At 69.9% G+C, this 24869-nt stretch carries 25 protein-coding genes and 1 pseudogene; 22 read left to right on the top strand and 4 right to left on the bottom strand.

What is annotated here, in order from left to right:
- Positions 1 to 41: 41 nt before the first annotated feature.
- The 18 genes from ACZ5D2_RS05600 (at position 42) to ACZ5D2_RS05515 (ending at position 16517) form a co-directional block, all read left to right on the top strand.
- Positions 42 to 1142, top strand: coding sequence for an LCP family protein (locus ACZ5D2_RS05600; protein WP_371676650.1), 1101 nt, complete (start codon positions 42 to 44; stop codon positions 1140 to 1142).
- A 172-nt stretch (positions 1143 to 1314) separates the two neighbouring features.
- Positions 1315 to 1533, top strand: coding sequence for a 50S ribosomal protein L31 (gene rpmE, locus ACZ5D2_RS05595; protein ID WP_267032631.1), 219 nt, complete (start codon positions 1315 to 1317; stop codon positions 1531 to 1533).
- Positions 1534 to 1651: 118 nt separating this feature from the next.
- Entirely contained in the window at positions 1652 to 2731 is a 1080-nt protein-coding gene (gene prfA / locus ACZ5D2_RS05590) for a peptide chain release factor 1 (protein WP_371676649.1), read from the top strand.
- A gap of 63 nt (positions 2732 to 2794) precedes the next feature.
- Positions 2795 to 3640 carry a peptide chain release factor N(5)-glutamine methyltransferase gene (prmC, locus tag ACZ5D2_RS05585; RefSeq protein ID WP_030235773.1) on the top strand — a complete coding sequence of 282 codons (846 nt, stop codon included), beginning with the start codon at positions 2795 to 2797 and terminating at the stop codon, positions 3638 to 3640.
- Between the two features lie 52 nt (positions 3641 to 3692).
- Positions 3693 to 4340 (top strand): L-threonylcarbamoyladenylate synthase, encoded by a 648-nt coding sequence (locus ACZ5D2_RS05580; RefSeq protein WP_371676648.1) that lies wholly within the window; start codon positions 3693 to 3695, stop codon positions 4338 to 4340.
- Positions 4337 to 4999 (top strand): arsenate reductase/protein-tyrosine-phosphatase family protein, encoded by a 663-nt coding sequence (locus ACZ5D2_RS05575; RefSeq protein ID WP_371676647.1) that lies wholly within the window; start codon positions 4337 to 4339, stop codon positions 4997 to 4999. The genes ACZ5D2_RS05580 and ACZ5D2_RS05575 overlap by 4 nt, the downstream gene beginning before the upstream one ends.
- A 182-nt stretch (positions 5000 to 5181) precedes the next feature.
- Positions 5182 to 6414 (top strand): serine hydroxymethyltransferase, encoded by a 1233-nt coding sequence (locus ACZ5D2_RS05570; protein WP_371676646.1) that lies wholly within the window; start codon positions 5182 to 5184, stop codon positions 6412 to 6414.
- 103 nt (positions 6415 to 6517) lie between these two features.
- The gene (locus tag ACZ5D2_RS05565) at positions 6518 to 7852 is read left to right on the top strand and encodes an MraY family glycosyltransferase (RefSeq protein ID WP_199922206.1); all 1335 of its coding nucleotides are present in this window, start codon (positions 6518 to 6520) and stop codon (positions 7850 to 7852) included.
- A gap of 274 nt (positions 7853 to 8126) precedes the next feature.
- Entirely contained in the window at positions 8127 to 8564 is a 438-nt protein-coding gene (locus ACZ5D2_RS05560; RefSeq protein WP_371676645.1) for a hypothetical protein, read from the top strand.
- A 210-nt stretch (positions 8565 to 8774) separates the two neighbouring features.
- Entirely contained in the window at positions 8775 to 9614 is an 840-nt protein-coding gene (gene atpB / locus ACZ5D2_RS05555; RefSeq protein WP_371681159.1) for a F0F1 ATP synthase subunit A, read from the top strand.
- 79 nt (positions 9615 to 9693) lie between these two features.
- Entirely contained in the window at positions 9694 to 9927 is a 234-nt protein-coding gene (gene atpE / locus ACZ5D2_RS05550) for an ATP synthase F0 subunit C (RefSeq protein WP_079429787.1), read from the top strand.
- 43 nt (positions 9928 to 9970) lie between these two features.
- Positions 9971 to 10510 (top strand): F0F1 ATP synthase subunit B, encoded by a 540-nt coding sequence (locus ACZ5D2_RS05545; protein ID WP_371676644.1) that lies wholly within the window; start codon positions 9971 to 9973, stop codon positions 10508 to 10510.
- Positions 10507 to 11322 (top strand): F0F1 ATP synthase subunit delta, encoded by an 816-nt coding sequence (locus ACZ5D2_RS05540; protein WP_371676643.1) that lies wholly within the window; start codon positions 10507 to 10509, stop codon positions 11320 to 11322. The genes ACZ5D2_RS05545 and ACZ5D2_RS05540 overlap by 4 nt, the downstream gene beginning before the upstream one ends.
- 129 nt (positions 11323 to 11451) lie before the next feature.
- Positions 11452 to 13047, top strand: a complete 1596-nt coding sequence (gene atpA / locus ACZ5D2_RS05535; RefSeq protein ID WP_030857153.1) for a F0F1 ATP synthase subunit alpha — start codon at positions 11452 to 11454, stop codon at positions 13045 to 13047.
- A gap of 20 nt (positions 13048 to 13067) precedes the next feature.
- A complete protein-coding gene (locus ACZ5D2_RS05530; protein WP_371676642.1) occupies positions 13068 to 13985 on the top strand; it encodes a F0F1 ATP synthase subunit gamma in 918 nt (305 codons plus the stop codon).
- Positions 13985 to 15427, top strand: a complete 1443-nt coding sequence (atpD, locus tag ACZ5D2_RS05525) for a F0F1 ATP synthase subunit beta (RefSeq protein ID WP_371676641.1) — start codon at positions 13985 to 13987, stop codon at positions 15425 to 15427. The genes ACZ5D2_RS05530 and atpD overlap by 1 nt, the downstream gene beginning before the upstream one ends.
- A 138-nt stretch (positions 15428 to 15565) precedes the next feature.
- Positions 15566 to 15940, top strand: coding sequence for a F0F1 ATP synthase subunit epsilon (locus ACZ5D2_RS05520; RefSeq protein WP_008738187.1), 375 nt, complete (start codon positions 15566 to 15568; stop codon positions 15938 to 15940).
- A gap of 130 nt (positions 15941 to 16070) precedes the next feature.
- Complete coding sequence (locus ACZ5D2_RS05515) at positions 16071 to 16517, top strand: DUF2550 domain-containing protein (protein WP_266842335.1); 447 nt, start codon at positions 16071 to 16073, stop codon at positions 16515 to 16517.
- A gap of 72 nt (positions 16518 to 16589) precedes the next feature.
- Here ACZ5D2_RS05515 and ACZ5D2_RS05510 read toward each other — a convergent pair whose 3' ends face one another.
- Positions 16590 to 18497, bottom strand: coding sequence for a glycoside hydrolase family 18 chitinase (locus tag ACZ5D2_RS05510; protein WP_371676640.1), 1908 nt, complete (start codon positions 18495 to 18497; stop codon positions 16590 to 16592).
- Between the two features lie 126 nt (positions 18498 to 18623).
- The gene (locus ACZ5D2_RS05505; RefSeq protein WP_371676639.1) at positions 18624 to 19295 is read right to left on the bottom strand and encodes a response regulator; all 672 of its coding nucleotides are present in this window, start codon (positions 19293 to 19295) and stop codon (positions 18624 to 18626) included.
- Between the two features lie 143 nt (positions 19296 to 19438).
- Between ACZ5D2_RS05505 and ACZ5D2_RS05500 the strand changes: the two are divergent.
- Positions 19439 to 20647, top strand: a pseudogene (locus ACZ5D2_RS05500) (RNA-guided endonuclease InsQ/TnpB family protein); the annotation flags it as partial.
- A gap of 44 nt (positions 20648 to 20691) precedes the next feature.
- On the opposite strand, the gene ACZ5D2_RS05495 reads toward ACZ5D2_RS05500, so the two are convergent.
- Positions 20692 to 21882, bottom strand: coding sequence for a sensor histidine kinase (locus tag ACZ5D2_RS05495; protein ID WP_371676638.1), 1191 nt, complete (start codon positions 21880 to 21882; stop codon positions 20692 to 20694).
- Positions 21883 to 22052: 170 nt separating this feature from the next.
- On the opposite strand from ACZ5D2_RS05495, the gene ACZ5D2_RS05490 reads away from it, so the two are divergent.
- On the top strand, positions 22053 to 22637 hold the full coding sequence (locus ACZ5D2_RS05490; RefSeq protein ID WP_371681158.1) for a hypothetical protein: 585 nt from the start codon (positions 22053 to 22055) through the stop codon (positions 22635 to 22637).
- Positions 22638 to 22647: 10 nt separating this feature from the next.
- Here ACZ5D2_RS05490 and ACZ5D2_RS05485 read toward each other — a convergent pair whose 3' ends face one another.
- Complete coding sequence (locus ACZ5D2_RS05485) at positions 22648 to 23220, bottom strand: cob(I)yrinic acid a,c-diamide adenosyltransferase (RefSeq protein ID WP_371676637.1); 573 nt, start codon at positions 23218 to 23220, stop codon at positions 22648 to 22650.
- A 224-nt stretch (positions 23221 to 23444) separates the two neighbouring features.
- Here ACZ5D2_RS05485 and ACZ5D2_RS05480 point away from each other — a divergent pair, with 224 nt between their 5' ends.
- Positions 23445 to 24293, top strand: coding sequence for a 3-hydroxyacyl-CoA dehydrogenase family protein (locus ACZ5D2_RS05480; protein WP_371676636.1), 849 nt, complete (start codon positions 23445 to 23447; stop codon positions 24291 to 24293).
- Positions 24294 to 24450: 157 nt separating this feature from the next.
- On the top strand, positions 24451 to 24774 hold the full coding sequence (locus ACZ5D2_RS05475) for an STAS domain-containing protein (protein WP_030235822.1): 324 nt from the start codon (positions 24451 to 24453) through the stop codon (positions 24772 to 24774).
- The last annotated feature ends 95 nt before the right edge of the window (positions 24775 to 24869 follow it).

The raw sequence follows: 24869 nt of genomic DNA, 5'->3' as shown, positions 1-24869 counted from the left end.
TGAGAGATACAGCGGGCAACGCACGCAGGACTGAGGAGAGCATGAGCGAGGAAAGCAAGGGCCGCGGCCGCCGCGCCGTCACCCGGCGCCGCCGGAAACCCCCGCAGCGCCGTCGCGCCCTCACCATCGCCGCGTGGACCGCAGCGGGTGTCGTCCTGCTCGGAGGTGGTGGCCTCGGCTGGTTCTACTTCAAGCTCAACGGCAACCTGAAGACCGTCGACATCGACCAGGCCCTCGGCAAGGACCGCCCGCCCAACGTCGACAACGGCTCCATGGACATCCTCGTCCTCGGCTCCGACTCCCGTGACGGGGCCAACAGCGAATACGGCGCTGACGACGGCGGCTCCGCCCGCTCGGACACCGCGATGATCGTCCACCTCTACGACGGCCACAAGCAGGCCAGCGTCGTGTCGATCCCGCGCGACACCATGCTCCCCAGACCCGCTTGCGGCGTCGGCAAGGGCAAGACCGACCCCGGCAGCAAGCGCGCGCAGTTCAACGAGGCCTTCACCATCGGCGGGGCCGCCTGCGCGGTCAAGACGGTCGAGACGATGTCGGGGATCCGCATGGACCACTACATCGAGGTCGACTTCACCGGCTTCAAGAAGATCATCGACAACCTCGGCGGGGTCGAGCTCACGACCACCAAGCCGATCAAGGACCACGGCAGTCACCTCGATCTGCCGGCCGGCTCCCACAAGCTCAACGGCGAGCAGTCCCTCGGCCTCGTCCGCACGCGCAAGAGCGTCGGCGACGGCGGTGACCTGGGCCGAATACAGCTTCAGCAGGCCTTCATCAAGGCGCTGATCAAGCAGGTCAAGGGCGTCGGCGTCTTCGACAGCCCGAAGAAGCTCTACGGCCTCGCCGACTCCGCGACGAAGGCGATCACCACCGACAAGGCACTCGGCGACGTGAAGTCCCTCGCGGGCTTCGCGCAGGGACTCCAGGGCATCGGCGCCGAGAACATGCACATGATCACCCTGCCGGTCGGGCAGGACCCGCTCGACAAGGACCGCGTGGTGGCCCTGCCCAAGGGCTCCAAGATGGTCTGGGACGCCCTGCTGGCCGACCAGCCCATCCCCGCCGCCGCCACCGAGAACTCCACCGGGGACAAGAGCGCGGCCGGCTCCATCGTCCGCTGACGGATCCCGCCGGACCCGGCCGGAATAGAAGCGCGGCCCTCCCCGTTGAGGGGAGCGTCCTCAGAATTTTGACAGGCGGCCCGGTCCTGGCAGACTGGTCTGTCGGCCCCGGTTCACGCAGTGCGCAATTCGGCTCCTGCGACCCGGCGCCCTCCCGAATCTAGGAGACACCTTGAAGCGCGAAGTTCACCCCGAGTACGTCGAGACCCAGGTCAGCTGCACCTGTGGCGCGTCGTTCACCACCCGTAGCACCCTGACCGAGGGCACCATCCGTGCCGAGGTCTGCTCCGAGTGCCACCCGTTCTACACGGGCAAGCAGAAGATCCTCGACACCGGTGGCCGTGTGGCCCGCTTCGAGGCCCGCTTCGGCAAGGGTGCGGCCAAGAAGTAGCGCGACCCAGGCGCCGGTCACCGGCCGCCCCCTGACTACGCGGGGGCGGCCGGACCGGCGCCTTTGTCGTCGTTCAGCCGAACCCGCCCATTTTTGACTTTCACCACAGGAGCACCCGATGTTCGAAGCGGTCGAGGAATTGGTCGGCGAACACGCCGATCTGGAGACGAAGCTCGCCGACCCTTCGGTCCACTCGGATCAGGCCAACGCGCGCAAGCTCAACAAGCGCTACGCGGAACTGACCCCGATCGTCGCGACCTTCCGTGCGTGGAAGCAGTCGGCCGAGGACATCGAGACGGCCAAGGAGCTGGCGGCCGACGATCCGGACTTCGCCGCCGAGGTCAAGGAACTGAGCGCCCAGCGCGAAGAGCTCACCGAGAAGCTCCGCCTGCTGCTCGTCCCGCGCGACCCCAGCGACGACAAGGACGTGCTCCTGGAGGTCAAGGCCGGCGCCGGCGGCGACGAGTCCGCCCTGTTCGCGGGCGACCTGCTGCGCATGTACCTGCGCTACGCCGAGCGCGTGGGCTGGAAGACCGAGATCATCGACGCCACCGAGTCCGAGCTCGGCGGCTACAAGGACGTCCAGGTCTCCGTCCGCACCAAGGGCGGCAACGGCGCGACCGAGCCCGGCCAGGGCGTCTGGGCCCGTCTGAAGTACGAGGGCGGCGTGCACCGCGTGCAGCGCGTTCCGGCCACCGAGTCGCAGGGCCGCATCCACACCTCCGCCGCCGGCGTGCTCGTCACCCCGGAGGCCGAGGAGGTCGAGGTCGAGATCAACATGAACGACCTGCGCATCGACGTGTACCGCTCCTCCGGCCCCGGCGGCCAGTCCGTCAACACCACCGACTCGGCCGTGCGCATCACGCACATCCCGACCGGTGTGGTCGCCTCCTGCCAGAACGAGAAGAGCCAGCTCCAGAACAAGGAGCAGGCCATGCGCATCCTGCGCTCGCGCCTGCTGGCCGCCGCCCAGGAGGCCGCCGAGCAGGAGGCCTCCGACGTGCGCCGCAGCCAGGTGCGCAGCGTGGACCGCTCGGAGAAGATCCGTACGTACAACTACCCGGAAAACCGGATCTCGGACCACCGGACCGGTTTCAAGGCGTACAACTTGGACCAGGTGCTCGACGGCGACCTCGACTCGGTCATCCAGGCCTGCGTCGACACGGACTCCGCGGCCAAGCTCGCCGCCGCGCACTGATCCGGCCCGACCCCGTCTGATCCCCGCACCACCCCCCGTACGACAGCAGCCCGGAGGACCAGCGTGAACTTGCTGCTTGCCGAGGTGGCCCAGGCCACCCAGCGGCTGGCCGCCGCCGGCGTGCCCTCTCCGCGTTTCGACGCGGAGGAGCTCGCGGCCTTCGTGCACGGCGTCAAGCGGGGGGAACTGCACCACGTCAAGGACGCGGACTTCGACGCCCGCTACTGGGAGGCCGTCGCCCGCCGCGAGGCCCGCGAGCCGCTCCAGCACATCACCGGCCGTGCCTTCTTCCGCTACCTGGAGCTCCAGGTCGGCCCCGGGGTGTTCGTGCCCCGGCCCGAGACCGAGTCGGTCGTGGACTGGGCCATACAGGCCGTCCGGGCGATGGACGTCGTCGAGCCGCTGATCGTGGACCTGTGCACCGGCTCCGGCGCCATCGCCCTCGCCATGGCCCAGGAGGTGCCGCGCTCGCGCGTGCACGCCGTGGAGCTGTCCGAGGACGCCCTGCGCTGGACCCGCAAGAACGCCGAGGGCTCCCGGGTCACCGTCCACCAGGGCGACGCGCTGAGCGCGCTGCCCGAGCTGGACGGCCAGGTCGACCTGGTGATCTCCAACCCGCCGTACATCCCGCTCACCGAGTGGGAGTACGTGGCTCCGGAGGCCCGCGACCACGACCCCGAGATGGCGCTGTTCTCCGGTGAGGACGGCCTCGACACCATCCGCGGGATCGAGCGCACCGCGCACCGGCTGCTGCGGCCCGGCGGCATCGTCGTCATCGAGCACGCCGACACCCAGGGCGGGCAGGTGCCGTGGATCTTCGCCGACGAGCGCGGCTGGGCGGACTCCGCCGACCACCCCGACCTGAACAACCGCCCGCGCTTCGCGACCGCCCGCAAGGCGATGCCGTGACCGGCGCGATCCCCCTTCCCGCCACCACCCCGCTGTACGAGGAGGCCCGCTGATGGCCCGGCGATACGACTGCAACGACGCGACGGACCGCAAGACCGGTCTGCGTGAAGCGGCATCCGCCGTACGCCGCGGCGAACTCGTCGTGCTGCCGACCGACACGCTCTACGGGATCGGCGCGGACGCCTTCAGCAAGGAGGCCGTCGGCGACCTGCTCGCCGCCAAGGGCCGGGGCCGCAACATGCCCACCCCCGTGCTCATCGGCTCCCCGAACACCCTGCACGGCCTCGTCACCGACTTCTCCGAGCAGGCCTGGGAGCTCGTCGACGCCTTCTGGCCGGGCGGGCTGACGCTCGTCGCCAAGCACCAGCCGTCGCTGGCCTGGGACCTGGGGGAGACCCGCGGGACCGTCGCCGTACGCATGCCCCTGCACCCCGTCGCGATCGAGCTGCTGACGGAGGTCGGCCCGATGGCGGTCTCGTCCGCCAACCTGTCCGGGCACCCGGCGCCCGAGGACTGCGACGCCGCCCGCGCCATGCTGGGCGACTCCGTCTCCGTGTACCTGGACGGCGGCCCGACGCCCAACACCCTCCCGTCGTCGATCGTCGACGTCACCGGGAAGGTTCCCGTCCTGCTGCGTGCCGGCGCGCTGACCGCCGAACAACTGCGGGAGGTCGTACCCGACCTCGAGGTGGCCCCGTGAGCCCTGAGGGGCGTGGCATAGCCAGGGGACACCTGCCGGCCGCGGCCGGGGGAGACTCCTTCCGCATACTCCACGTCAGCACCGGCAACGTGTGCCGCTCGCCCATCACCGAGCGGCTGACCCGGCACGCCCTGACGCACCGGCTGAGCGCCCTCGGTCTCGTGGCCGGCGACCTCATCGTCGAGAGCGCGGGCACCTGGGGCCACGAAGGGGCTCCCATGGAGGCGAACGCCGCCGCCGTCCTCGCGGACTTCGGCGCCGACGCCTCCGGCTTCACCGGGCGCGAGCTGCTGGACGAGCACGTCATACGCGCCGACCTGGTGCTGACGGCCACGCGGGACCACCGGGCGCAGGTCATCTCGATGGGCCATTCGGCGGGGCTGCGGACCTTCACGCTGAAGGAGTTCACCCGGCTCGTGCGGGCGATAGACCCGGCGACGCTGCCGCCGCTCGACGACGGCATGGCCGAGCGCGCCCGTGCGCTGGTGCGGGCCGCCGCCGCGCTGCGGGGCTGGCTGCTGGCGCCTTCCGCCGACGCGGACGAGGTGTACGACCCGTACGGGGCGCCGATCACCTTCTTCCGCTCGATCGGCGACGAGATCAACCAGGCCCTGGACCCCGTGGTCACGGCGCTGACGGGCGTCACCGCCCCGCGCTGACCGGGCGAGGAGGGCCGCGACCGGGCCCTGGACCCCGTGGTCACGGCCCTGACGGCCGCCCCCGCCCCCACACCGGCCCCCCGGCCGACGGGCCACGCCGACGGCCGTGGCGCGGGCGGGCACGCGGAGGGGGCCGGGGCTATCGTGGCTGGTACCTGACGGGTCGCCCCTGGAGCCGCGCCATGAGCGTCATCACCCCGGCCACGGACCTGCTGCGGCAGCAGGATCCGCAGATGGCCGATGTCCTCGCGGGGGAGCGGCAGCGCCAGGCCGAGACCCTGCAGCTCAGCGCCGCCGAGAACTTCACCTCGCCCGCCGTGCTCGCCGCCCTCGGCTCCGCCCTCGCCAACAAGTACGCCGAGGGGTACCCGGGCGCCCGCCACCACGGTGGCTGCGAGTACGCCGACCTCGCCGAGCGGGTGGCCGTGGAACGGGCCAAGGCGCTGTTCGGGGTCGAGCACGCGAACGTACAGCCGCATTCCGGCTCCTCGGCCGTCCTCGCCGCGTACGCCGCCCTGCTGCGCCCGGGCGACACGGTCCTGGCGATGGGGCTCGCGTACGGCGGGCACCTCACGCACGGCTCGCCCGCGAACTTCTCCGGCCGCTGGTTCGACTTCGTCGGGTACGGGGTCGACGCCGCGACCGGGCTCATCGACTACGCGCAGGTGCAGGAGCTCGCCCGTACGCACCGGCCGAAAGCCATCGTGTGCGGGTCGATCTCCTACCCCCGCCATCCCGAGTACTCGGCGTTCCGGGAGATCGCCGACGAGGTGGGGGCCTACCTCATCGCCGACGCCGCGCACCCGATCGGGCTGGTCGCGGGCGGGGCCGCGCCGAGCCCCGTCCCGTACGCGGACCTGGTGTGCGCGACCACGCACAAGGTGCTGCGCGGCCCGCGGGGCGGGATGGTCCTGTGCGGAGCGGAGTTCGCGGAGCGCGTCGACCGGGCGGTGTTCCCCTTCACCCAGGGCGGCGCGCAGATGCACACCATCGCGGCGAAGGCGGTGGCCTTCGGGGAGGCGGCCGGACCGGCCTACACGCAGTACGCGCACCGGGTCGTGGCCAATGCCCGCGCCCTGGCCCGGGCCCTGGAGGACCGTGGCTTCACCCTCACCACCGGCGGCACGGACACCCACCTGATCAGCGCCGATCCGGCGCGGCTCGGGATCGACGGGCCGACGGCCCGCGGCCGGCTCGCGGCCGCCGGGATCGTCCTGGACACCTGTGCGCTGCCGTACGGGGACCAGCGCGGGATCCGTCTCGGCACGGCCGCGGTGACCACGCAGGGGATGGGGGAGCCGGAGATGGTCCGGATCGCCGGGCTGTTCACGGCCGCGCTGCGCGGTGGGGCGGCCGCGCAGACCCGCAAGGAGGTCGCCGAGCTGACCGGTGGATTTCCCCCGTACGGGGTTTAAAGGGGCATGCGGTGCGTACCGCAACCAGGAAGGGGTACCCGCGCGTCCTCTTGACCGGAGACATCGCGGCTAATGTGTGGGGCTGAGATGGCCGGCGATACATCTGGGGCAGCCAGTGCGTGAATATCTGCTGACGCTTTGCGTCACGGTCGCGGTGACCTACCTGCTGACCGGGCCCGTGCGGAAGTTCGCGATCGCGGTCGGGGCGATGCCGGAGATCCGCGCCCGCGACGTGCACCGGGAGCCGACGCCACGGCTGGGCGGCATCGCGATGTTCGGCGGTCTGTGCGCGGGCCTGCTGGTCGCCGACCACCTGCGCAACCTCAACGGGGTCTTCGAGCTGTCGAACGAGCCGCGCGCGCTGCTCTCCGGGGCGGCGCTGATCTGGCTCGTCGGCGTACTGGACGACAAGTTCGAGCTCGACGCCCTGATCAAGCTGGGCGCGCAGATGATCGCGGCCGGCGTGATGGTGATGCAGGGCCTGACCATCCTGTTCCTTCCCGTCCCGGGCATCGGGACGGTCGCCCTCACCCAGTGGCAGGGCAACCTGCTGACCGTCGCGCTCGTCGTGATCACGATCAACGCCGTGAACTTCGTGGACGGCCTCGACGGCCTCGCGGCCGGCATGGTCTGCATCGCGTCCGCGGCGTTCTTCCTCTACGGCTACCGGATCTGGTTCGGCTACGGCATCGAGGCGGCCGCCCCGGCGACGCTCTTCGCCGCGATCCTGATGGGCATGTGCCTGGGCTTCCTGCCGCACAACATGCATCCCGCGCGCATCTTCATGGGCGACTCCGGCTCGATGCTCATCGGCCTCGTGCTGGCCGCCTCGACCATTTCCATTACCGGTCAGGTGGACCCCGACACGATGGCGCTCTTCGCCGGTGGTGAGCGCAACGCGACGCACGCGATGCTGCCCGCCTTCATTCCGCTGGTGCTGCCGCTGAGCATCGTCGCGATTCCCATCGCGGACCTCGTCCTGGCGATCGTGCGGCGCACCTGGAAGGGGCAGTCGCCCTTCGCCGCGGACCGCGGGCACCTGCACCACCGGCTGCTGGAACTCGGACATTCCCACAGCCGTGCCGTACTCATCATGTATTTCTGGTCGGGCCTGATCGCATTCGGTGCGGTGGCCTATTCGGTGCATTCCACCTCGATGTGGATCGTGCTCGCCATCGCCGCGCTGAGCGGGCTGGGTCTCGTCCTGCTCCTGCTGCCGCGGTTCACCCCGCGGGCGCCGCGCTGGGCCGAGGCGCTGGTGCCGCCGCGCTACCGGCACGCGGAGCGGGCGGCGGAGGCGGCCGTACGGGAGGACGCGGGGACGGAGCCGGAGCCGGCGCGGCCGATCGCGGCCGGAGTCTCGGGCGTCAACGGCGCTACCGCCATTGGCCCCCGTTCGCGCTTCCCCGACCGGCGGAAGGCCGGCTCCGCGCGCTGACGGGCGGGGTGCATGTCCGACATGAACGCCCTTTACCAGACAACCCGCTAAGGTGTCGTGCACACACGCGCAGGGTCACTCTCATGTGTGACAGTCAGCACACCGGACAGGTAAAGCTCTCATCAAATAGTTTGTGATACCGTTCACTAAACCCGGCGACAGAGCCGAAGGACCGTAGTGCGACGGTCCATTGGCCCGAGGCTCTCACTCGGACCGGGCTTACGCTCGTCCCGTACGAGTCCCGTGCCCCCACCACCACGCGGAGCAAACCGCCATGCGGTCAGATGACGTCCGATCCCTCCTGCAAACCGCCGTACCCACAGCTGTAGCCGGTGCTGTAGCCGCCGTGATCAGCGCGTTGGTCGTGGGCGGCAAGGGGGCCGTCGGGGCCATCGTGGCGACCGTGGTCGTGATTCTGTTCATGGGCATCGGATTCGTGGTTCTGCAGCGCACCGCGAAATCACTTCCGCACCTGTTCCAGGCCATGGGTCTCATGCTCTACGCGACCCAGATCCTGTTGCTCTTCGTCTTTCTCGCCGTGTTCAAGAACACGACGTTGTTCAACCCCCGGGCGTTCGCGATCACGCTTGTGGCCACCACCCTCGTGTGGATCGGCGCACAGACGCGCGCTCACATGAAAGCCAAGATCCTCTACGTCGAGCCCGACTCGACGAAGACCGAAAAGCCCGAAAATCCGGGGTCGAAGTCGTGAGGGGTAGGGCCGGGATAAGGGCGCGTTCGAGATCCTGCTATCGTCCGGTTCCAACTGCGGCACTGCGGGCGCGGGCATCTGAGCTGACGCCTGTTCCATCGCGAGGCTCGATGCCTGACTGCCGCCCCCACATCCGTTACACCAGTCCAGTGCCGAACCGCGGCTGTGCGCCGCGCCGACACAACGAGGTTGCCGTACCTATGCGCCACGCTGAAGGAGCCCGCGGTGAGTGCTGACCCGACTCAGGTGCTCGCCTTCGAGACCGACTGTCACATCTTCGACGGATGTGGCTTCCCCGGCCCGGGCCTGCACTCGTTCCTCTTCGAGCCGCTGTGGGGCGAAGCTGGCCTGACCAGCGCTTACTTCAACAAGCCGATGCTGCTCGCCCTGCTGGGCTCGATCATCATCGTGGGCTTCTTCTGGGCCGCCTTCGGCAAGCCGAAGATGGTCCCCGGCAAGCTTCAGATGGTCGCCGAGGCCGGCTACGACTTCGTGCGCCGCGGCATCGTCTACGAGACGCTGGGCAAGAAGGAGGGCGAGAAGTACGTCCCCCTGATGGTCTCGCTGTTCTTCTTCGTCTGGATCCTGAACGTCTGGTCGATCGTCCCCGTGGCCCAGTTCCCGGTGACCTCGATCATCGCGTACCCGGCGATCCTGGCCCTGTTGGTCTACTGCGTGTGGATGTCGGTCACCTTCAAGCGCCACGGCTTCGTCGGCGGCCTGAAGAACCTGACGGGCTACGACAAGAGCCTGGGCGGCGTCCTGCCGCTCATCATGGTCATCGAGTTCTTCTCGAACGTCCTGGTGCGCCCGTTCACCCACGCGGTCCGACTGTTCGCGAACATGTTCGCCGGTCACACCCTGCTGCTGCTCTTCACGATCGCCAGCTGGTACCTGCTGAACGGCATCGGCATCGCCTACGCGGGTGTCTCGTTCGTGATGGTCATCGTGATGACCGCCTTCGAGCTCTTCATCCAGGCCGTCCAGGCGTACGTCTTCGTCCTCCTGGCCTGCAGCTTCATCCAGGGCGCGCTCGCCGAGCACCACTGAGCCAGGCCCGCCCCCGCTCAGCCCCCATTCGTCCGGTGGCCAACCCCCACCGGTCCGTGAAAGAGAAGGAAGAACTGGCATGTCCCAGACCCTTGCCGCCGTCACCGGCTCCCTCAGCTCCGTTGGTTACGGTCTCGCGGCCATCGGCCCCGGCGTCGGCGTCGGCATCATCTTCGGTAACGGCACCCAGGCCCTCGCCCGTCAGCCCGAGGCTGCCGGCCTGATCCGCGCCAACCAGATCCTCGGCTTCGCCTTCTGTGAGGCGCTCGCCCTGATCGGTCTGGTCATGCCGTTCGTCTACCCGACCTCCTGATCCTCGGTCTCGACGAACAGTCCATTAGACGAAAGGCACTGATGTGAACCTCCTGGTTCTCGCGGCCGAGACGGAAAATCCGCTCTACCCGCCGATCCCCGAGCTCGTCATCGGTCTGATCGCCTTCGTCATCGTCTTCGGCTTCCTCGCGAAGAAGCTCCTCCCGAACATCAACAAGGTTCTGGACGAGCGCCGCGAGGCCATCGAGGGCGGTATCGAGAAGGCGGAAGCCGCTCAGACCGAGGCCCAGAGCGTGCTGGAGCAGTACAAGGCCCAGCTCGCCGAAGCCCGGCACGAGGCCGCGCGCCTGCGCCAGGACGCGCTGGAGCAGGGCACTGCGCTCAAGGAAGAACTGCGCGCAGAGGGCCAGCGGCAGCGTGAGGAGATCATCGCTGCCGGCCACGCTCAGATCGCCGCGGACCGCAAGGCCGCGTCTCAGGCGCTGCGTCAGGACGTGGGCAAGCTCGCCACCGACCTGGCCGGAAAGCTCGTCGGCGAGTCCCTTGAGGACCACGCCCGGCAGAGCCGCACGATCGACCGCTTCCTCAGCGAGCTTGAGGAGAAGGCCGAGGCGGCCCGATGAACGGAGCGAGCCGCGAGGCGCTGGCCTCCGCGCGCGAGCGTCTCGACGCGCTGACGGACAACACGTCCGTCGACGCGGCGAAGCTCGCCGGTGAGCTGGCAGCCGTCACCGCGCTGCTCGACCGTGAGGTCTCGCTGCGTCGGGTCATCACGGACCCGGCGCAGTCCGGCGAAGCCAAGGCCGAGCTGGTCGGCCGGCTGCTGTCCGGCCAGGTGGGCGGGGAGACCCTCGACCTGGTGTCCGGCATGGCACGGTCCCGCTGGTCGCAGTCCCGCGACCTGGTGGACGCGCTGGAGGAGCTGGCGGCCACCGCCGACCTCACCGCGGCCCAGCAGAGCGGCGCGCTCGACAACGTCGAGGACGAGGTTTTCCGGTTCGGCCGGATCGTCGTCTCGAACACCGAGCTGCGCTCCGCGCTGACCGACCGCGCGGCCACCGTCTCCGCCAAGAGCGAGCTGCTGCGCAGCCTGCTCGGCGGAAAGGCGAACCCGGTCACCGAGCGCCTGGTCACCCGTCTTGTCACGCACCCGCGTGGACGTAGCCTGGAAGCGGGACTGGAGTCCCTTTCCAAGCTCGCCGCCGAGCGCCGGGATCGCATGGTCGCCACCGTGACCAGCGCGGTTCCGCTCAGCGACGTGCAGAAGCAGCGTCTCGGTGCGGTGCTGGCCAAGCTGTACGGCCGCCAGATGCACCTGAACCTCGACGTGGACCCCGAGGTCCTCGGCGGGATCTCGGTGCGAGTCGGCGACGAGGTCATCGACGGCACCATCGCGGACCGCCTCTCCGAGGCGACCCGCCGCATGGCCGGCTGACCAGCCACCAATAGAACAACGCATTCCTAGCGGCCCGGTTGGGCCGTGCAGAACTTGCAGAAGATTCCTGGGGGTCACCCCCAGACCCCTAAGAAGCTTCAGGCCCAACAAGGAGAGCAGGGAACCCAGATGGCGGAGCTCACGATCCGGCCGGAGGAGATCCGGGACGCACTGGAGAACTTTGTCCAGTCGTACCAGCCGGACGCGGCCTCGCGCGAGGAGGTCGGAACGGTCAGCGTTGCCGGCGACGGCATCGCGAAGGTGGAGGGCCTGCCCTCCGCCATGGCGAACGAGCTGCTGAAGTTCGAGGACGGCACCCTCGGTCTCGCCCTCAACCTCGAGGAGCGCGAGATCGGTGCGGTCGTCCTCGGCGAGTTCAGCGGTATCGAGGAGGGCCAGCCGGTGCAGCGCACCGGTGAGGTGCTCTCCGTCGGCGTCGGCGAGGGCTACCTCGGCCGCGTCGTCGACCCGCTCGGCAACCCGATCGACGGCCTCGGCGAGATCGCGACCGAAGGCCGTCGCGCCCTGGAGCTGCAGGCTCCGGGCGTCATGGTCCGCAAGTCGGTCCACGAGCCCATGCAGACCGGCTACAAGGCCATCGACGCCATGGTGCCCGTCGGCCGCGGCCAGCGTCAGCTGATCATTGGTGACCGTCAGACGGGTAAGACCGCTCTGGCCGTCGACACGATCATCAACCAGCGCGACAACTGGCGCTCGGGCGACGTGAACAAGCAGGTCCGCTGCATCTACGTCGCCATCGGCCAGAAGGGCTCGACCATCGCGTCCGTTCGCGGCGCCCTGGAAGACGCCGGCGCGCTGGAGTACACGACGATCGTCGCCGCCCCGGCGTCCGACCCGGCCGGCTTCAAGTACCTGGCGCCGTACACCGGCTCCGCCATCGGCCAGCACTGGATGTACGCCGGCAAGCACGTCCTGATCATCTTCGACGACCTGTCGAAGCAGGCCGACGCCTACCGCGCCGTGTCGCTGCTGCTGCGCCGCCCGCCGGGCCGCGAGGCCTACCCGGGTGACGTCTTCTACCTGCACTCCCGTCTGCTGGAGCGCTGCGCGAAGCTGTCCGACGACATGGGTGCCGGTTCGATGACCGGTCTGCCGATCGTCGAGACCAAGGCGAACGACGTGTCGGCGTTCATCCCGACCAACGTCATCTCCATCACCGACGGCCAGTGCTTCCTGGAGTCCGACCTGTTCAACGCGGGCCAGCGCCCGGCGCTGAACGTCGGTATCTCGGTCTCCCGCGTCGGTGGCTCCGCCCAGCACAAGGCGATGAAGCAGGTTTCCGGCCGTCTGCGCCTGGACCTGGCCCAGTACCGCGAGCTGGAGGCGTTCGCCGCCTTCGGTTCCGACCTGGACGCCGCGTCGAAGGCCTCGCTGGAGCGCGGCAAGCGTCTGGTCGAGCTGCTGAAGCAGGGCCAGTACCAGCCGATGCCCGTCGAGGAGCAGGTCGTCTCCGTCTGGGCCGGCACCACCGGCAAGATGGACGACGTCCCGGTCAACGACATCCGTCGCTTCGAGTCGGAGCTGCTGGAGCACCTGCGCCGCGAGCGCAAGGACCTCCTGACCTCCATCGCGGACGGCGGCAAGATGTCGGACGACACCCTGTCCTCCATCGCGGACGCCATCGCCGGCTTCAAGCGCCAGTTCGAGACCTCGGACGGCAAGCTCCTGGGCGAGGACGCACCGGCCGTCAACGTCTCCAAGTGACGACGGAAGGGACCTGACTCATGGGAGCGCAGCTCCGGGTCTACAAGCGTCGCATCCGTGCCATCACGGCGACCAAGAAGATCACCAAGGCGATGGAGATGATCGCCGCCTCGCGCATCGTCAAGGCGCAGCGCAAGGTGGCGGCGTCGATGCCGTACGCGACCGAGCTCACCCGTGCGGTGACCGCGGTGGCGACCGGTTCGAACACCAAGCACGCCCTGACGACCGAGGTCGAGCAGCCGACCCGTGCCGCGATCGTGCTCATCACGAGCGACCGCGGTCTGGCCGGCGGCTACTCCTCCAACGCCATCAAGCAGGCGGAGCGGCTCACCGAGCGGCTGCGCGGCGAGGGCAAGGAGGTCGACACCTACATCGTCGGCCGTAAGGGTCTGGCCTACTTCGGCTTCCGCGAGCGCAAGGTCGCGGACTCGTGGACCGGCTTCACCGACAGCCCGGCCTATGCCGACGCCAAGCGCGTCGCCGGGCCGCTGATCGAAGCCATCCAGACGGAGACGGCCGAGGGTGGCGTCGACGAGCTGCACATCGTCTACACGGAATTCGTGTCGATGATGACGCAGAACCCGGTCGACGGCCGGATGCTGCCGCTCAGCCTCGACGAGGCTCAGGAGGAGGACGGCGCGAAGGGCGAGATCCTTCCGCTGTTCGAGTTCGAGCCGTCGGCGGAGGACGTCCTCGACGCCCTTCTGCCGCGCTACGTCGAAAGCCGTATCTACAACGCACTGCTGCAGTCGGCCGCTTCCGAGCACGCCGCCCGCCGCCGCGCGATGAAGGCGGCGACCGATAACGCCGGAGACCTCATCAAGAGCCTCTCCCGGCTTGCCAACGCGGCCCGCCAGGCCGAAATCACCCAGGAAATCAGCGAGATCGTCGGTGGCGCGAGCGCCATGGCTGACGCGACCGCGGGGAGTGACAAGTAATGACGACCACTGTTGAGACGGCCGCCGCCACGGGCCGCGTCGCCCGGGTCATCGGCCCGGTCGTCGACGTGGAGTTCCCCGTCGACGCCATGCCCGACATCTACAACGCCCTCAAGGTCCAGGTCAGCGACCCGGCCGAGGACGGCGCGCTGAAGACCCTGACCCTTGAGGTCGCGCAGCACCTGGGTGACGGCCTCGTCCGCACCATCTCGATGCAGCCGACCGACGGTCTGGTCCGCCAGGCCCCGGTGACCGACACGGGCGAGGGCATCACCGTCCCCGTCGGTGACTTCACCAAGGGCAAGGTCTTCAACACCCTGGGCGAGGTGCTGAACTACCCCGAGGCGAACGCCGAGGTCACCGAGCGCTGGCCCATCCACCGCAAGGCGCCCCGCTTCGACGAGCTTGAGTCGAAGACCGAGATGTTCGAGACCGGCGTCAAGGTCATCGACCTTCTCACCCCGTACGTCAAGGGTGGAAAGATCGGTCTGTTCGGTGGTGCCGGTGTCGGCAAGACCGTTCTGATCCAGGAAATGATCTACCGCGTCGCCAACAACCACGACGGTGTGTCGGTCTTCGCGGGCGTCGGTGAGCGTACCCGTGAGGGCAACGACCTCATCGAGGAAATGGCCGACTCCGGCGTCATCGACAAGACGGCGCTCGTCTTCGGCCAGATGGACGAGCCCCCGGGCACCCGTCTGCGCGTCGCCCTGGCCGGTCTGACCATGGCGGAGTACTTCCGCGATGTGCAGAAGCAGGACGTGCTCTTCTTCATCGACAACATCTTCCGTTACACCCAGGCCGGTTCGGAGGTGTCGACCCTTCTGGGCCGCATGCCGTCCGCCGTGGGTTACCAGCCGAACCTGGCTGACGAGATGGGTCTGCTGCAGGAGCGCATCACCTCGACCCGCGGTCACTCGATCACCTCGATGCAGGCGATCTACGTCCCCGCGGACGACCTGACCGACCCGGCGCCGGCCACCACCTTCGCCCACCTCGACGCGACGACGGTTCTCTCCCGTCCGATCTCCGAGAAGGGCATCTACCCGGCCGTGGACCCGCTGGACTCGACGTCCCGCATCCTCGACCCGCGGTACATCGCGGCGGACCACTACGCCACGGCGATGCGCGTCAAGGGGATCCTGCAGAAGTACAAGGACCTCCAGGACATCATCGCGATCCTCGGTATCGACGAGCTGGGCGAGGAGGACAAGCTCGTTGTCCACCGTGCCCGTCGTGTCGAGCGCTTCCTGTCGCAGAACACCCACGTCGCCAAGCAGTTCACCGGCGTGGACGGTTCGGACGTTCCGCTCGACGAGTCGATCACCGCGTTCAACGCGATCTGCGACGGTGACTACGACCACTTCCCCGAGCAGGCGTTCTTCCTGTGCGGTGGCATCGAGGACCTGAAGGCCAACGCCAAGGAGCTGGGCGTCTCCTAGTCGGCCGCGTTCCTCGGAACGCAGTCTTCGAAGAACGAAAAGGAGAGGGGCGGGGTACGTCCCGTCCCTCTCCCCACGCCCATTAGAATTTGACCCAACACCCGGCTGACCCGCCGGGTGGTGACCCGAGGAGCCACCTTGGCTGCTGAGCTGCACGTCGAGCTGGTCGCGGCGGACCGCAATGTCTGGTCCGGCGAGGCCACCCTTGTTGTCGCCCGCACCACGTCCGGCGACATCGGCGTCATGCCCGGTCACCAGCCGCTTCTCGGTGTGCTGGAATCGGGCCCGGTGACCATCCGTACCAGCGAGGGCAACACCGTTGTCGCCGCGGTGCACGGCGGATTCATCTCGTTCGCGGACAACAAGCTGTCCCTGCTGGCCGAGATCGCCGAGCTCGCGGACGAGATCGACGTCCAGCGGGCGGAGCGGGCACTGGAGCGCGCGAAGTCGGAGGCCGACGCGGCCGCCGAACGTCGCGCCGATGTCCGGCTGCGCGCGGTGACGGGGCACTGAGCTCCGTACCGAAGAGTTTGTGACCTCAGCCGCGGTCCGTGCTGGAATTTTCCAGACCGGGTCGCGGCTGAGGCGATGCGGATCCGTTTTGTGTTTTGCGGGATTTCGATGAGCGAGGAGGTCGGTGAAGATGCTCCTCGCTCTGCTTGTGAGCGGCCTGGTCGTAGCCCTGGTGGTGATCGGGCTGTTTGTCTTCGGCCTGCGCCGCAGACTCATCCAGCGTTCCGGCGGCACCTTCGACTGCAGCCTGCGCTGGGGCATGGCCGAGGAGCCCGACGTCTCCGGCAAGGGCTGGGTCTACGGTGTCGCCCGCTACAGCGGTGACCGGATCGAGTGGTTCCGGGTGTTCTCGTACTCCCCGCGTCCGCGCCGGCTGCTGGAGCGTTCCTCGATCGAGGTGCTCGCCCGCCGGGCGCCCGAGGGCGAGGAGGAGCTGGCGCTGCTGTCCGACGCGATCGTGCTCGGCTGTTCCCACCGGGGGACGCGCCTGGAGCTGGCGATGAGCGAGGACGCGCTGACCGGGTTCCTGGCCTGGCTGGAGGCGGCGCCTCCCGGCCAGAGGGTGAACGTCGCGTAGGACACGCGGAAGAAGCCGGGGGGACGGGGGCGGACCCGTCCCCCCGGCTTCGTCGTGTCCCGGGGGCCGCGGCTACTTCAGGCCGGTGTGGACGGCGCTGGCGAGCTCGCCGTTCGCGGTGTCGCCGCTGAACTCCCAGAAGAAGGCGCCCTTGAGGCCCTGCTGCTTGGCCCAGGACATCTTCCCGGCGATGGTGGCGGGGGTGTCGTAGCTCCACCAGTTGCTTCCGCACTTGGCGTAGGCGGTGCCGGCGACGGCGCCGGTGGCGGGGCAGCTGCTCTTGAGGACCTTGTAGTCCTCGATGCCCTGCTCGTAGGTGCCGGGCGCGGGTCCGGTGGCGGTGCCGCCGGGGGCGTCCTGGGTGACGCCGGTCCAGCCGCGGCCGTAGAAGCCGATGCCCAGGTTGAGCTTGGTGCCGGGGACGCCCTTGCCCTTGAGCTTGGTGATGGCGGCCTCGGAGTTGAAGCCGGCGATCGGGATGCCGGCGTAGGAGGTCAGCGGGGAGTGCGGGGCGGTCGGGCCCTTGGCGTCCCAGGCCCCGAAGAAGTCGTACGTCATGACGTTGTAGAAGTCGACGTACGGGGCGGCGCCGCCGTAGTCGGCGAGGTCGAGCTTGCCGCCGTTGGAGCCGTCGGCGGAGATCGCGGCGGTGACCAGGCCGGACCCGCCGAACCTGGCGCGCAGGGCCGACATCAGGTTCTTGAAGGAGGCGGCGCCGCTGGTGTCGCAGGACAGCCCGCAGGCGTTCGGGTACTCCCAGTCGATGTCGATCCCGTCGAAGACGTCCGCCCAGCGGGGGTCCTCGACCAGGTCGTGGCAGGACTGGGCGAAGGCGGCCGGGTTCTGGGCGGCCTGGCCGAAGCCGCCGGACCAGGTCCAGCCGCCGAAGGAGTAGATGACCTTGATGTTCGGGTACTTGGCCTTCAGCTTGCGCAGCTGGTTGAAGTTGCCGCGCAGGGGCTGGTCCCAGGTGTCGGCGACGCCGTCGACGCTCTGGTCGGCGGTGTAGGCCTTGTCGTAGTCGGCGTAGGAGTCACCGATGGTGCACTTGCCGTTCTGGACGTTGCCGAAGGCGTAGTTGATGTGGGTGATCTTGGCCGCCGTGCCGGAGGTGACCAGGTTCTTCACGTGGTAGTTGCGCTGGTAGACGCCCCAGTCGGTGAAGTAGCCGAGCTTCACCCTGGCGCCCGGGTCGGGGTCGGGGCCCGGGTCCGTGCCGCCGCCGCCCGGGGTGGTGACGGAGAGGGCGCCGGAGGAGGGGCCGGTCTGGTCGGCGGTGTCACGGGCGGTGACCGTGTAGCTGTACGTGGTGCCCTTGGTCAGGCCGCTGTCGGCGAAGGTGGTTCCGGTGACGGTGGTGAGCTTGGTGCCGCCCCGGTAGACGTCGTAGTTCTTGACGCCCTTGTCGTCGGTGGCGGCCGGCCAGGACAGGGTCAGCGCGGTCTCGGTGACTCCCGTGGCGACGGGGGTGCCGGGGGCCGAGGGCGGGGTGTCGGTGGGGGTGGTGCCGCCCTCGCAGGAGCCGCCGTTGACCTTGCAGCCGGAGGGGGCTCCGGGGCCCGCCCCGTTGAAGCCGAAGCTGGCGGTGGCGCCGGGGGCGAGGGTGCCGTTCCAGCCGACGTTCCTGGCCGTCCAGTGGGTGCCGGAGCCGGTGACGGTGGCGTCCCAGGCGGAGGTGACCGAGGTGCCGGCGGGGTAGTCCCACTCCACGGTCCAGCTGCTGAGCGTGGTGGTGCCGGTGTTCTTCACCGTCCACTTGCCCTCGAAGCCGGAGCCCCAGTCGGAGACCTTGGTGAAGGTGGCGGTCGCGGAGGCGGCGGCCTGCGCGGGGCCGGCCAGGCCGACGAGGCCGGCGACGGGCAGGGCGAGGGCGGCCGCCGTGGCGGCCAGCCTCCGGAACAGGCGGATGCGTCGTGGGGGTGCTGTGCTCAAGGGTGCTCCTCCGTAGGTCCGTAGCAGTCGCGGGGCCGACTGCTGCATGGGGGTGGGACCTGCGCCGCCCGTGAGCACGCGGTGTCGTGGGCCGGGGCCTTTGACATGGCACGCTCACCACAGTGTTGCGGTGAGCGTAGAAAGGTCTGGACCAAGCGTCAAGAGGTCCAGACCTCACCCCCCGGCGTCGGGGTGGATCCCCAACTCCCGTGCGATTACGGCTGCTTGGGCCCGGCTGCGCAGGCCCAGTTTGCTCAGGAGGCGGCTGACGTGCGTCTTCGCAGTCGCCTCCGCCATGTCCAGCCGGACGGCGATCTCCGCGTTCGACAGCCCCGCGCCCAGTGTGCCGAGCACCTCCCGCTCGCGCCGCGTCAACGACTCCACCGCCGCCGCCGTCTCCGGGCCCACGGAGCTCCGTACCGGCTGCGGCGTCGCGAACTCGGCGATCAGGCGGCGGGTCACCGCCGGGGCGATCAGCCCCTCGCCGCGCGCCACCGTCCGCACCGCCGTGATCAGCTCCGCCGCGTCCGCGTCCTTCAGCAGGAAGCCGCAGGCCCCGGCGCGCAGCGCCCCGAAGACGTACTCGTCCAGGTCGAAGGTGGTCAGGACGAGGACGTCGGCCAGCCCCTCCGCGACCACCTGACGGGTGGCCGAAACTCCGTCCAGACGCGGCATCTGCACGTCCATGAGGACGAGGTCCGGCCGCAGCTCGCGGGCCAGGCGCACCGCCTCCTCGCCGTCGGCCGCCTCGCCCACCACCTCGACGTCCCCGGCGCTGCGCAGGATCAGCACGAGGCCGGCCCGTACCGCGCTCTGGTCCTCGGCCACCACGACCCTGATGCTCACCTGATTTCTCCCGGGAGGCTCCGCCCTTTTGGGCGGGGAGGAATGAGTCCTTGGCTCGGAGCCGCGTAGCGGCAGAGTTCTCTGCGCATCTGTTCTGACCTGTGCTCTCTTACGTTGTCAGTGGGGGCTGTTAGGTTCGGATCGTGACGATCGCAGCGGCAGCCGACGGGGCCGGGCATGCCCGGTACACGTACCGTCTGCGCGTGTCGTCGACGGCCCTGGCTCGCCTGTAAGGCGAGTGGGCGCGGTGCCGGTGGGTGTGGAACGAGTGTGTGGCGGTGTCCCGCAAGGTCCATGGCCTGAACAGAACCGCCGGCGAGAAGATCACGTGTGGTCCGGCCCAGTTGGACAGGATGCTGACCGGGGCCCGGCAGGGCATGGCATGGCTGCGCGAGGGCAGCTCGGTGCCGCAGCAGCAGGTCATCCGGGACTTCGCGAAGTCGCGTGCGAAGGCGCTGGGGGACATCAAGGCGAAGCTGCCGATGCGCCGGCGGGCCGGGATGCCCCGCGTCAAACGGAAGCGGGGGGCGGCGCCGTCGCTGAACTACACCCGGCGCGGTTTCCGCCTGCGGGACGGCCGCCTGCACCTGGCCGGCGGGATCGTGCTGCGTGTGGTGTGGTCCAGGGACCTCCCCGCAGCCCCGTCGAGCGTGCGCGTCTACCGGGACGGCCTCGGCCACTGGTACGCCTCGTTCGTCGTCGCCACCGAACCCCGGCCGCTTCCCCCGACCGGGGCCGTGATCGGTATTGACTGGGGTGTGAAGGAGACCGCCACCACGACCTCCGACGATCACGACCTGCCGCCCGCCGGGCACGGCAAGGCATCCGCCGTGAAGCTGGCCCGCTACCCGCGGATGATGGCCCGCCGGAAGACGCCGAAGCACCGGCCCGACACCAACGGATACAGGAAGGCCCGCAAGGCTGCGGCGAAGGTGTCGAAGAAGTTCGCCCGGCAGCGGCAGGACACCGGCCGCAAGTGGGCCAAAGCCGTCGTCAGGGACTTCGACCACCTCGCCGTGGAGGACTTCCGGCCGCGGTTCCTCGCGAAGACGACCATGGCCCGCAAGGCGGCCGCCGCCGCGATCGGCGCCGTCAAGGCGGCGCTGGTCGAGATGGCCCGCGAGCACGGCCGGACCGTGCACCTTGTCCACCCCGCGCACACCACCATGGACTGCGCACAGTGCGGAGCGAGAGCCAAGCACGCACTCCCCCTCTCCGAGAGAACGTATACGTGCACCGCGTGTGGAGCGGTGTCCTCCAGGGACAAGGACTCCGCCCGCGTGATGCTCGTCCGGGCCGGTCTCAACCCGGCTGGTGCTGATCTTGTAAGACCTGCCCCCTGCCAGGGGCCAGGCGAAGTGAGCCAGGAATCCCCGTCGTTCACGAGGGGGAGGAGTCAATCCCGTACCGCCTTCTCCTCGGCGGGCAGTTCCGCCCGCACCCGCCAGACGGACCCGGCCGGGCCCGCCGTGAACGTGCCGCCGAGCAGTTCCGTCCGCTCGCGCATGCCGATCAGCCCCGCCCCGGAGCCGGGGGCGCGGGGGCCGGACCGGTCTCCGTAGGGGGAGTCCACGCCCACCGTCAGCAGCATCCCGCCGTCCTCGTGGGCCACCCGGACCGCAACCGTGCCGGGGGCCGCGTGCTTGAGGGCGTTGGTCAGCGACTCCTGCACGATCCGGTACGCCGCCAGCTCCACCGGGACCGGCGGCGCGGGCCCGTCCCTCCGGGCGTCGTCGAGCACGAAGTCCAGCCCGCTCGCCGCCCCGTTGGTGCGGGCCTGCCCGACCAGTGCGTCCAGTCCGTCCAGCGAGGGCACGGCCACCGCCTCCTGCCCGGCGCCCGCATCGCGCAGCAGACCGATCAGGCGGCGCATTTCGGCCAGTCCCTGGACGCTGTTCTCGCGGATCACTCCGAGGGCCTCCCGGCTCGTGGCGGGGGAGTCGATGGACAGCGCGGCCGTCGAGTGGATGGCGATCGCCGAGAGGTGGTTGGCCACCATGTCGTGCAGCTCCCGGGCCATCCGGGCCCGCTCGCCCGCCACCGCCTGCGCACGGTCCGCCTCGGCCAGCAGTGCCGTCTGCTCGGCGCGCAGCCGGGCGGCCTCGGCGGCCTCCCGGTGGTTGCGCAGGGTGGCGCCCGTCAGCGCGGGGGCGAAGCTGACGATGCCGGTCATGACGCCGATCAGCAGGGCCTGCGGGGTGCGCAGCCAGGCGACGGCGGCGACGGTGACGACGACGGTGATCAGGCCGGTGCTGACCGGCAGCCGGCGGGCCATGGCGGGCTTGCCGTAGACCACGGCCGCGTACATCAGGTCGGTGAAGATCACGACGGTGGCCAGGCTGCCCACGGTGAACCGGTCCGCGATCACGCCGATCGTGCCGACGCAGAGGGTGAGGTTCGGCAGGGTGCGGCGCACCAGTTCCAGGGAGCCGAGCACCAGCAGCGGGACCAGCGCCGCCCAGGCGGGCAGGAAGTCGTGGTGGCCCGTGCTGTGGACCCCGAGCGACCAGAGCAGCAGGCCGGTCAGGACGCTGGCGACCGCGAGCAGGACGTCGTCGCGGTGCGGGGGAGGGATCTTGGGGAGCACGGTCCCATCCAACAGGGCGGGCGGCGCCGCCGCCTCGCCGCGGGGGCGGAGGGGCCGCTACATCGAAGGATGCAGTCGGCTTTCGTCACGGGGGACGAGGTGGCGGCGCCCGGCGGCCGGGACGCTGGAGGAGAACCGTGACCCCACCCCACCGGAACGGAGCGTGCGCCGTGCTCGTCGCCCTGATCATCGCCTGTGAGGTCGGCTTCTGGGTGCTGCTGGCCGGCGGACTGGCGCTGCGCTACCTCGCCGGGATGCCGCGGCTCGGGGCCGCCGTCCTGCTGTGCGAGCCGCTGCTGGAGCTGGCCCTGCTGGTCGCCTCCGTCGTCGACCTCAGGAACGGCGGCGAGCCGGGCTGGAGGCACGGCCTGGCCGCCCTCTACCTCGGTTACACCGTCGGCTACGGGCACTACACCCTGAAGTGGCTCGACCGGCACGCCGCCCACCGCCTCGGCGGTGGCCCGAAACCGCCGGGCGCGAAGTACGGCCGGGAGCGCGCGGTCCACGAGTGGAAGCTGTGGACGCGGACCCTGGCGGGCGCCGCCGTCGCGCTCGCCCTGCTCCAGGCCGGCGTCTGGTACGTCGGCGACGCCGCCGACACCGGTGCCCTGCGGGCCTGGCAGTTCGCGGCCCTGCGGGTCCTGGGCATCCAGGCCCTGATCGCCGCGACCTACTCGATCTGGCCGCGCAAGGCCCCGGCGGGCGCGGACCCGGCCGCCGGTGGGGCGGGGGCCCTGGCCGGAAAAGACCGCTAGGCGGCGCGGCCTAGCGCTCGCCGCCGGGCACCCACAGCACGTCCCCGATCTCCTTGTTGGCCGTACGGGCCAGGATGAACAGGAGGTCGGAGAGGCGGTTGAGGTAGGTGGCCGTCAGCGGGTTCATCACCTCGCCGTGCTCCTCCAGCGCCGCCCACGTCGAGCGCTCGGCGCGCCGGACCACCGTGCAGGCCTGGTGCAGCAGGGCCGCGCCGGGGGTGCCGCCGGGCAGGATGAAGCTGCGCAGCTTCTCCAGTTCCTCGTTGAAGGCGTCGCAGTCGGCCTCCAGCTTGTCGACGTAGAACTGCTCCACGCGCAGCGGCGGGTACTGGGGGTCCTCGACCACCGGCGTGCACAGGTCGGCGCCGACGTCGAACAGGTCGTTCTGGATCCGGACGAGCACCTTCACGACCGGGTCCGGCAGGGAACCCAGCGCGATGGCGGTGCCGATCGCGGCGTTGGCCTCGTTGGTGTCGGCGTACGCGGAGATGCGCAGGTCGGTCTTGCGCGTACGGCTCATGTCGCCGAGGGCGGTCGTGCCCTTGTCGCCGGTACGGGTGTAGATACGCGTCAGGTTCACCATGCGGCCAGGGTAGTGCGGGGCCGCCGGGGACCCGAACGGCCGCCGCCCCGCCGGCGGCGGCGGGTGAACTGGGGGGCGGCGCACGGGTGCTGGGTCGTACCAGTGTGATGTCCGTCATCTGAGACGTGACGCGTGTTACTTCACGGTCACACCGTCCCTCACGGGCGCTAGTCTCCGCCGGAGAGGCCATGAGACTGGCCCGCATGGGAAACGAGGGGTGTGCAGTGGCTGGGAAGCTCGCCGTCATCGGTGCCGGACTGATGGGTTCCGGGATCGCTCAGGTCTCCGCTCAGGCGGGTTGGGACGTCGTCCTGCGGGACGTCACCGACGCCGCGCTGACCCGTGGTACCGACGGGATCAAGGCCTCGTACGACCGGTTCGTCGCCAAGGGCAAGATGACGGCCGAGGACGCCGGGGCGGCGCTCGCCAGGATCACGACGACCACCGACCTCGACGCGGTCGCGGACGTGGACATCGTCGTCGAGGCGGTCTTCGAGAAGCTGGAGGTCAAGCACGAGATCTTCCGCACCCTGGACGACCTGGTGCGCGAGGACGCGGTCCTGGCCTCCAACACCTCCGCCATCCCGATCACCAAGATCGCGGCCGTGACGAAGCGTCCGGAGCGGGTCGTCGGCGCGCACTTCTTCTCGCCCGTGCCGATGATGCAGCTCTGTGAGCTGGTGCGCGGCTACAAGACGAGCGACGAAACGCTCGCCACCACCCGCGCCTTCGCCGAGTCCGTCGGCAAGACCTGCATCGTCGTCAACCGCGACGTCGCCGGATTCGTGACGACCCGTCTGATCTCCGCGCTCGTCGTCGAGGCCGCGAAGCTCTACGAATCGGGCGTCGCCTCCGCCGAGGACATCGACATCGCCTGCAAGCTGGGCTTCGGCCACGCCATGGGGCCGCTGGCCACCGCCGACCTCACCGGCGTCGACATCCTGCTGCACGCCACCAGCAACATCTACACCGAGTCGCAGGACGAGAAGTTCGCGCCGCCGGAGCTGATGCGCCGCATGGTCGACGCGGGCGACATCGGCCGCAAGAGCGGGCAGGGCTTCTACAAGCACTGAGAACGACCGTTCGAATCTCCGCACCCTACGGGGTGAATTAGGTATCGGTTCGCTCACAGTCGGCAACTTCCCCGCCCGCGGGGCAGTCAGTTGCAGTGAGAGTTGCCGACCACGGATCAGTCGGACCAGACGCACGCAGTACAGCCGGGGAGTACACATGCACATCAGGGGCGACCACGCCGAACTCGCTGTCGGGGGTCGCCTCGACGTGCGCAGCGCGGCGGACGCCCGTACGGTCCTGCACACCGCCCTCGACGACGGCCACGGCGACCTCGTGCTCGACCTGACCGGACTGGACTCCTGGGACGCGACCGGACTCGGCGTGATCATGGGAGCCCACCGGAGGGCCGGGCGCAGCGGCCGGCGCCTCGTCCTGCGCGGGGTGCCGGACCGGATGCAGCGCCTCCTGGTGGCGACCCGGCTGCACCGGATCCTGGCGATCGAGGGCGGCCTGGAAGCGGAATCCCTGCCCCGGGTCTGAGCGGGCGTCCGCCCTTCCGCCCCCCTCCGCTGCGCCCCGGACGTATCCGGAGGAAACGTAACGGTCCGGTGGTGAAGACACCCCTGCGGTTCCCG

It is taken from the genome of Streptomyces sp. NPDC031479, from assembly GCF_055581065.1.
This window is presented reverse-complemented; position numbering and strand designations above follow the sequence as displayed.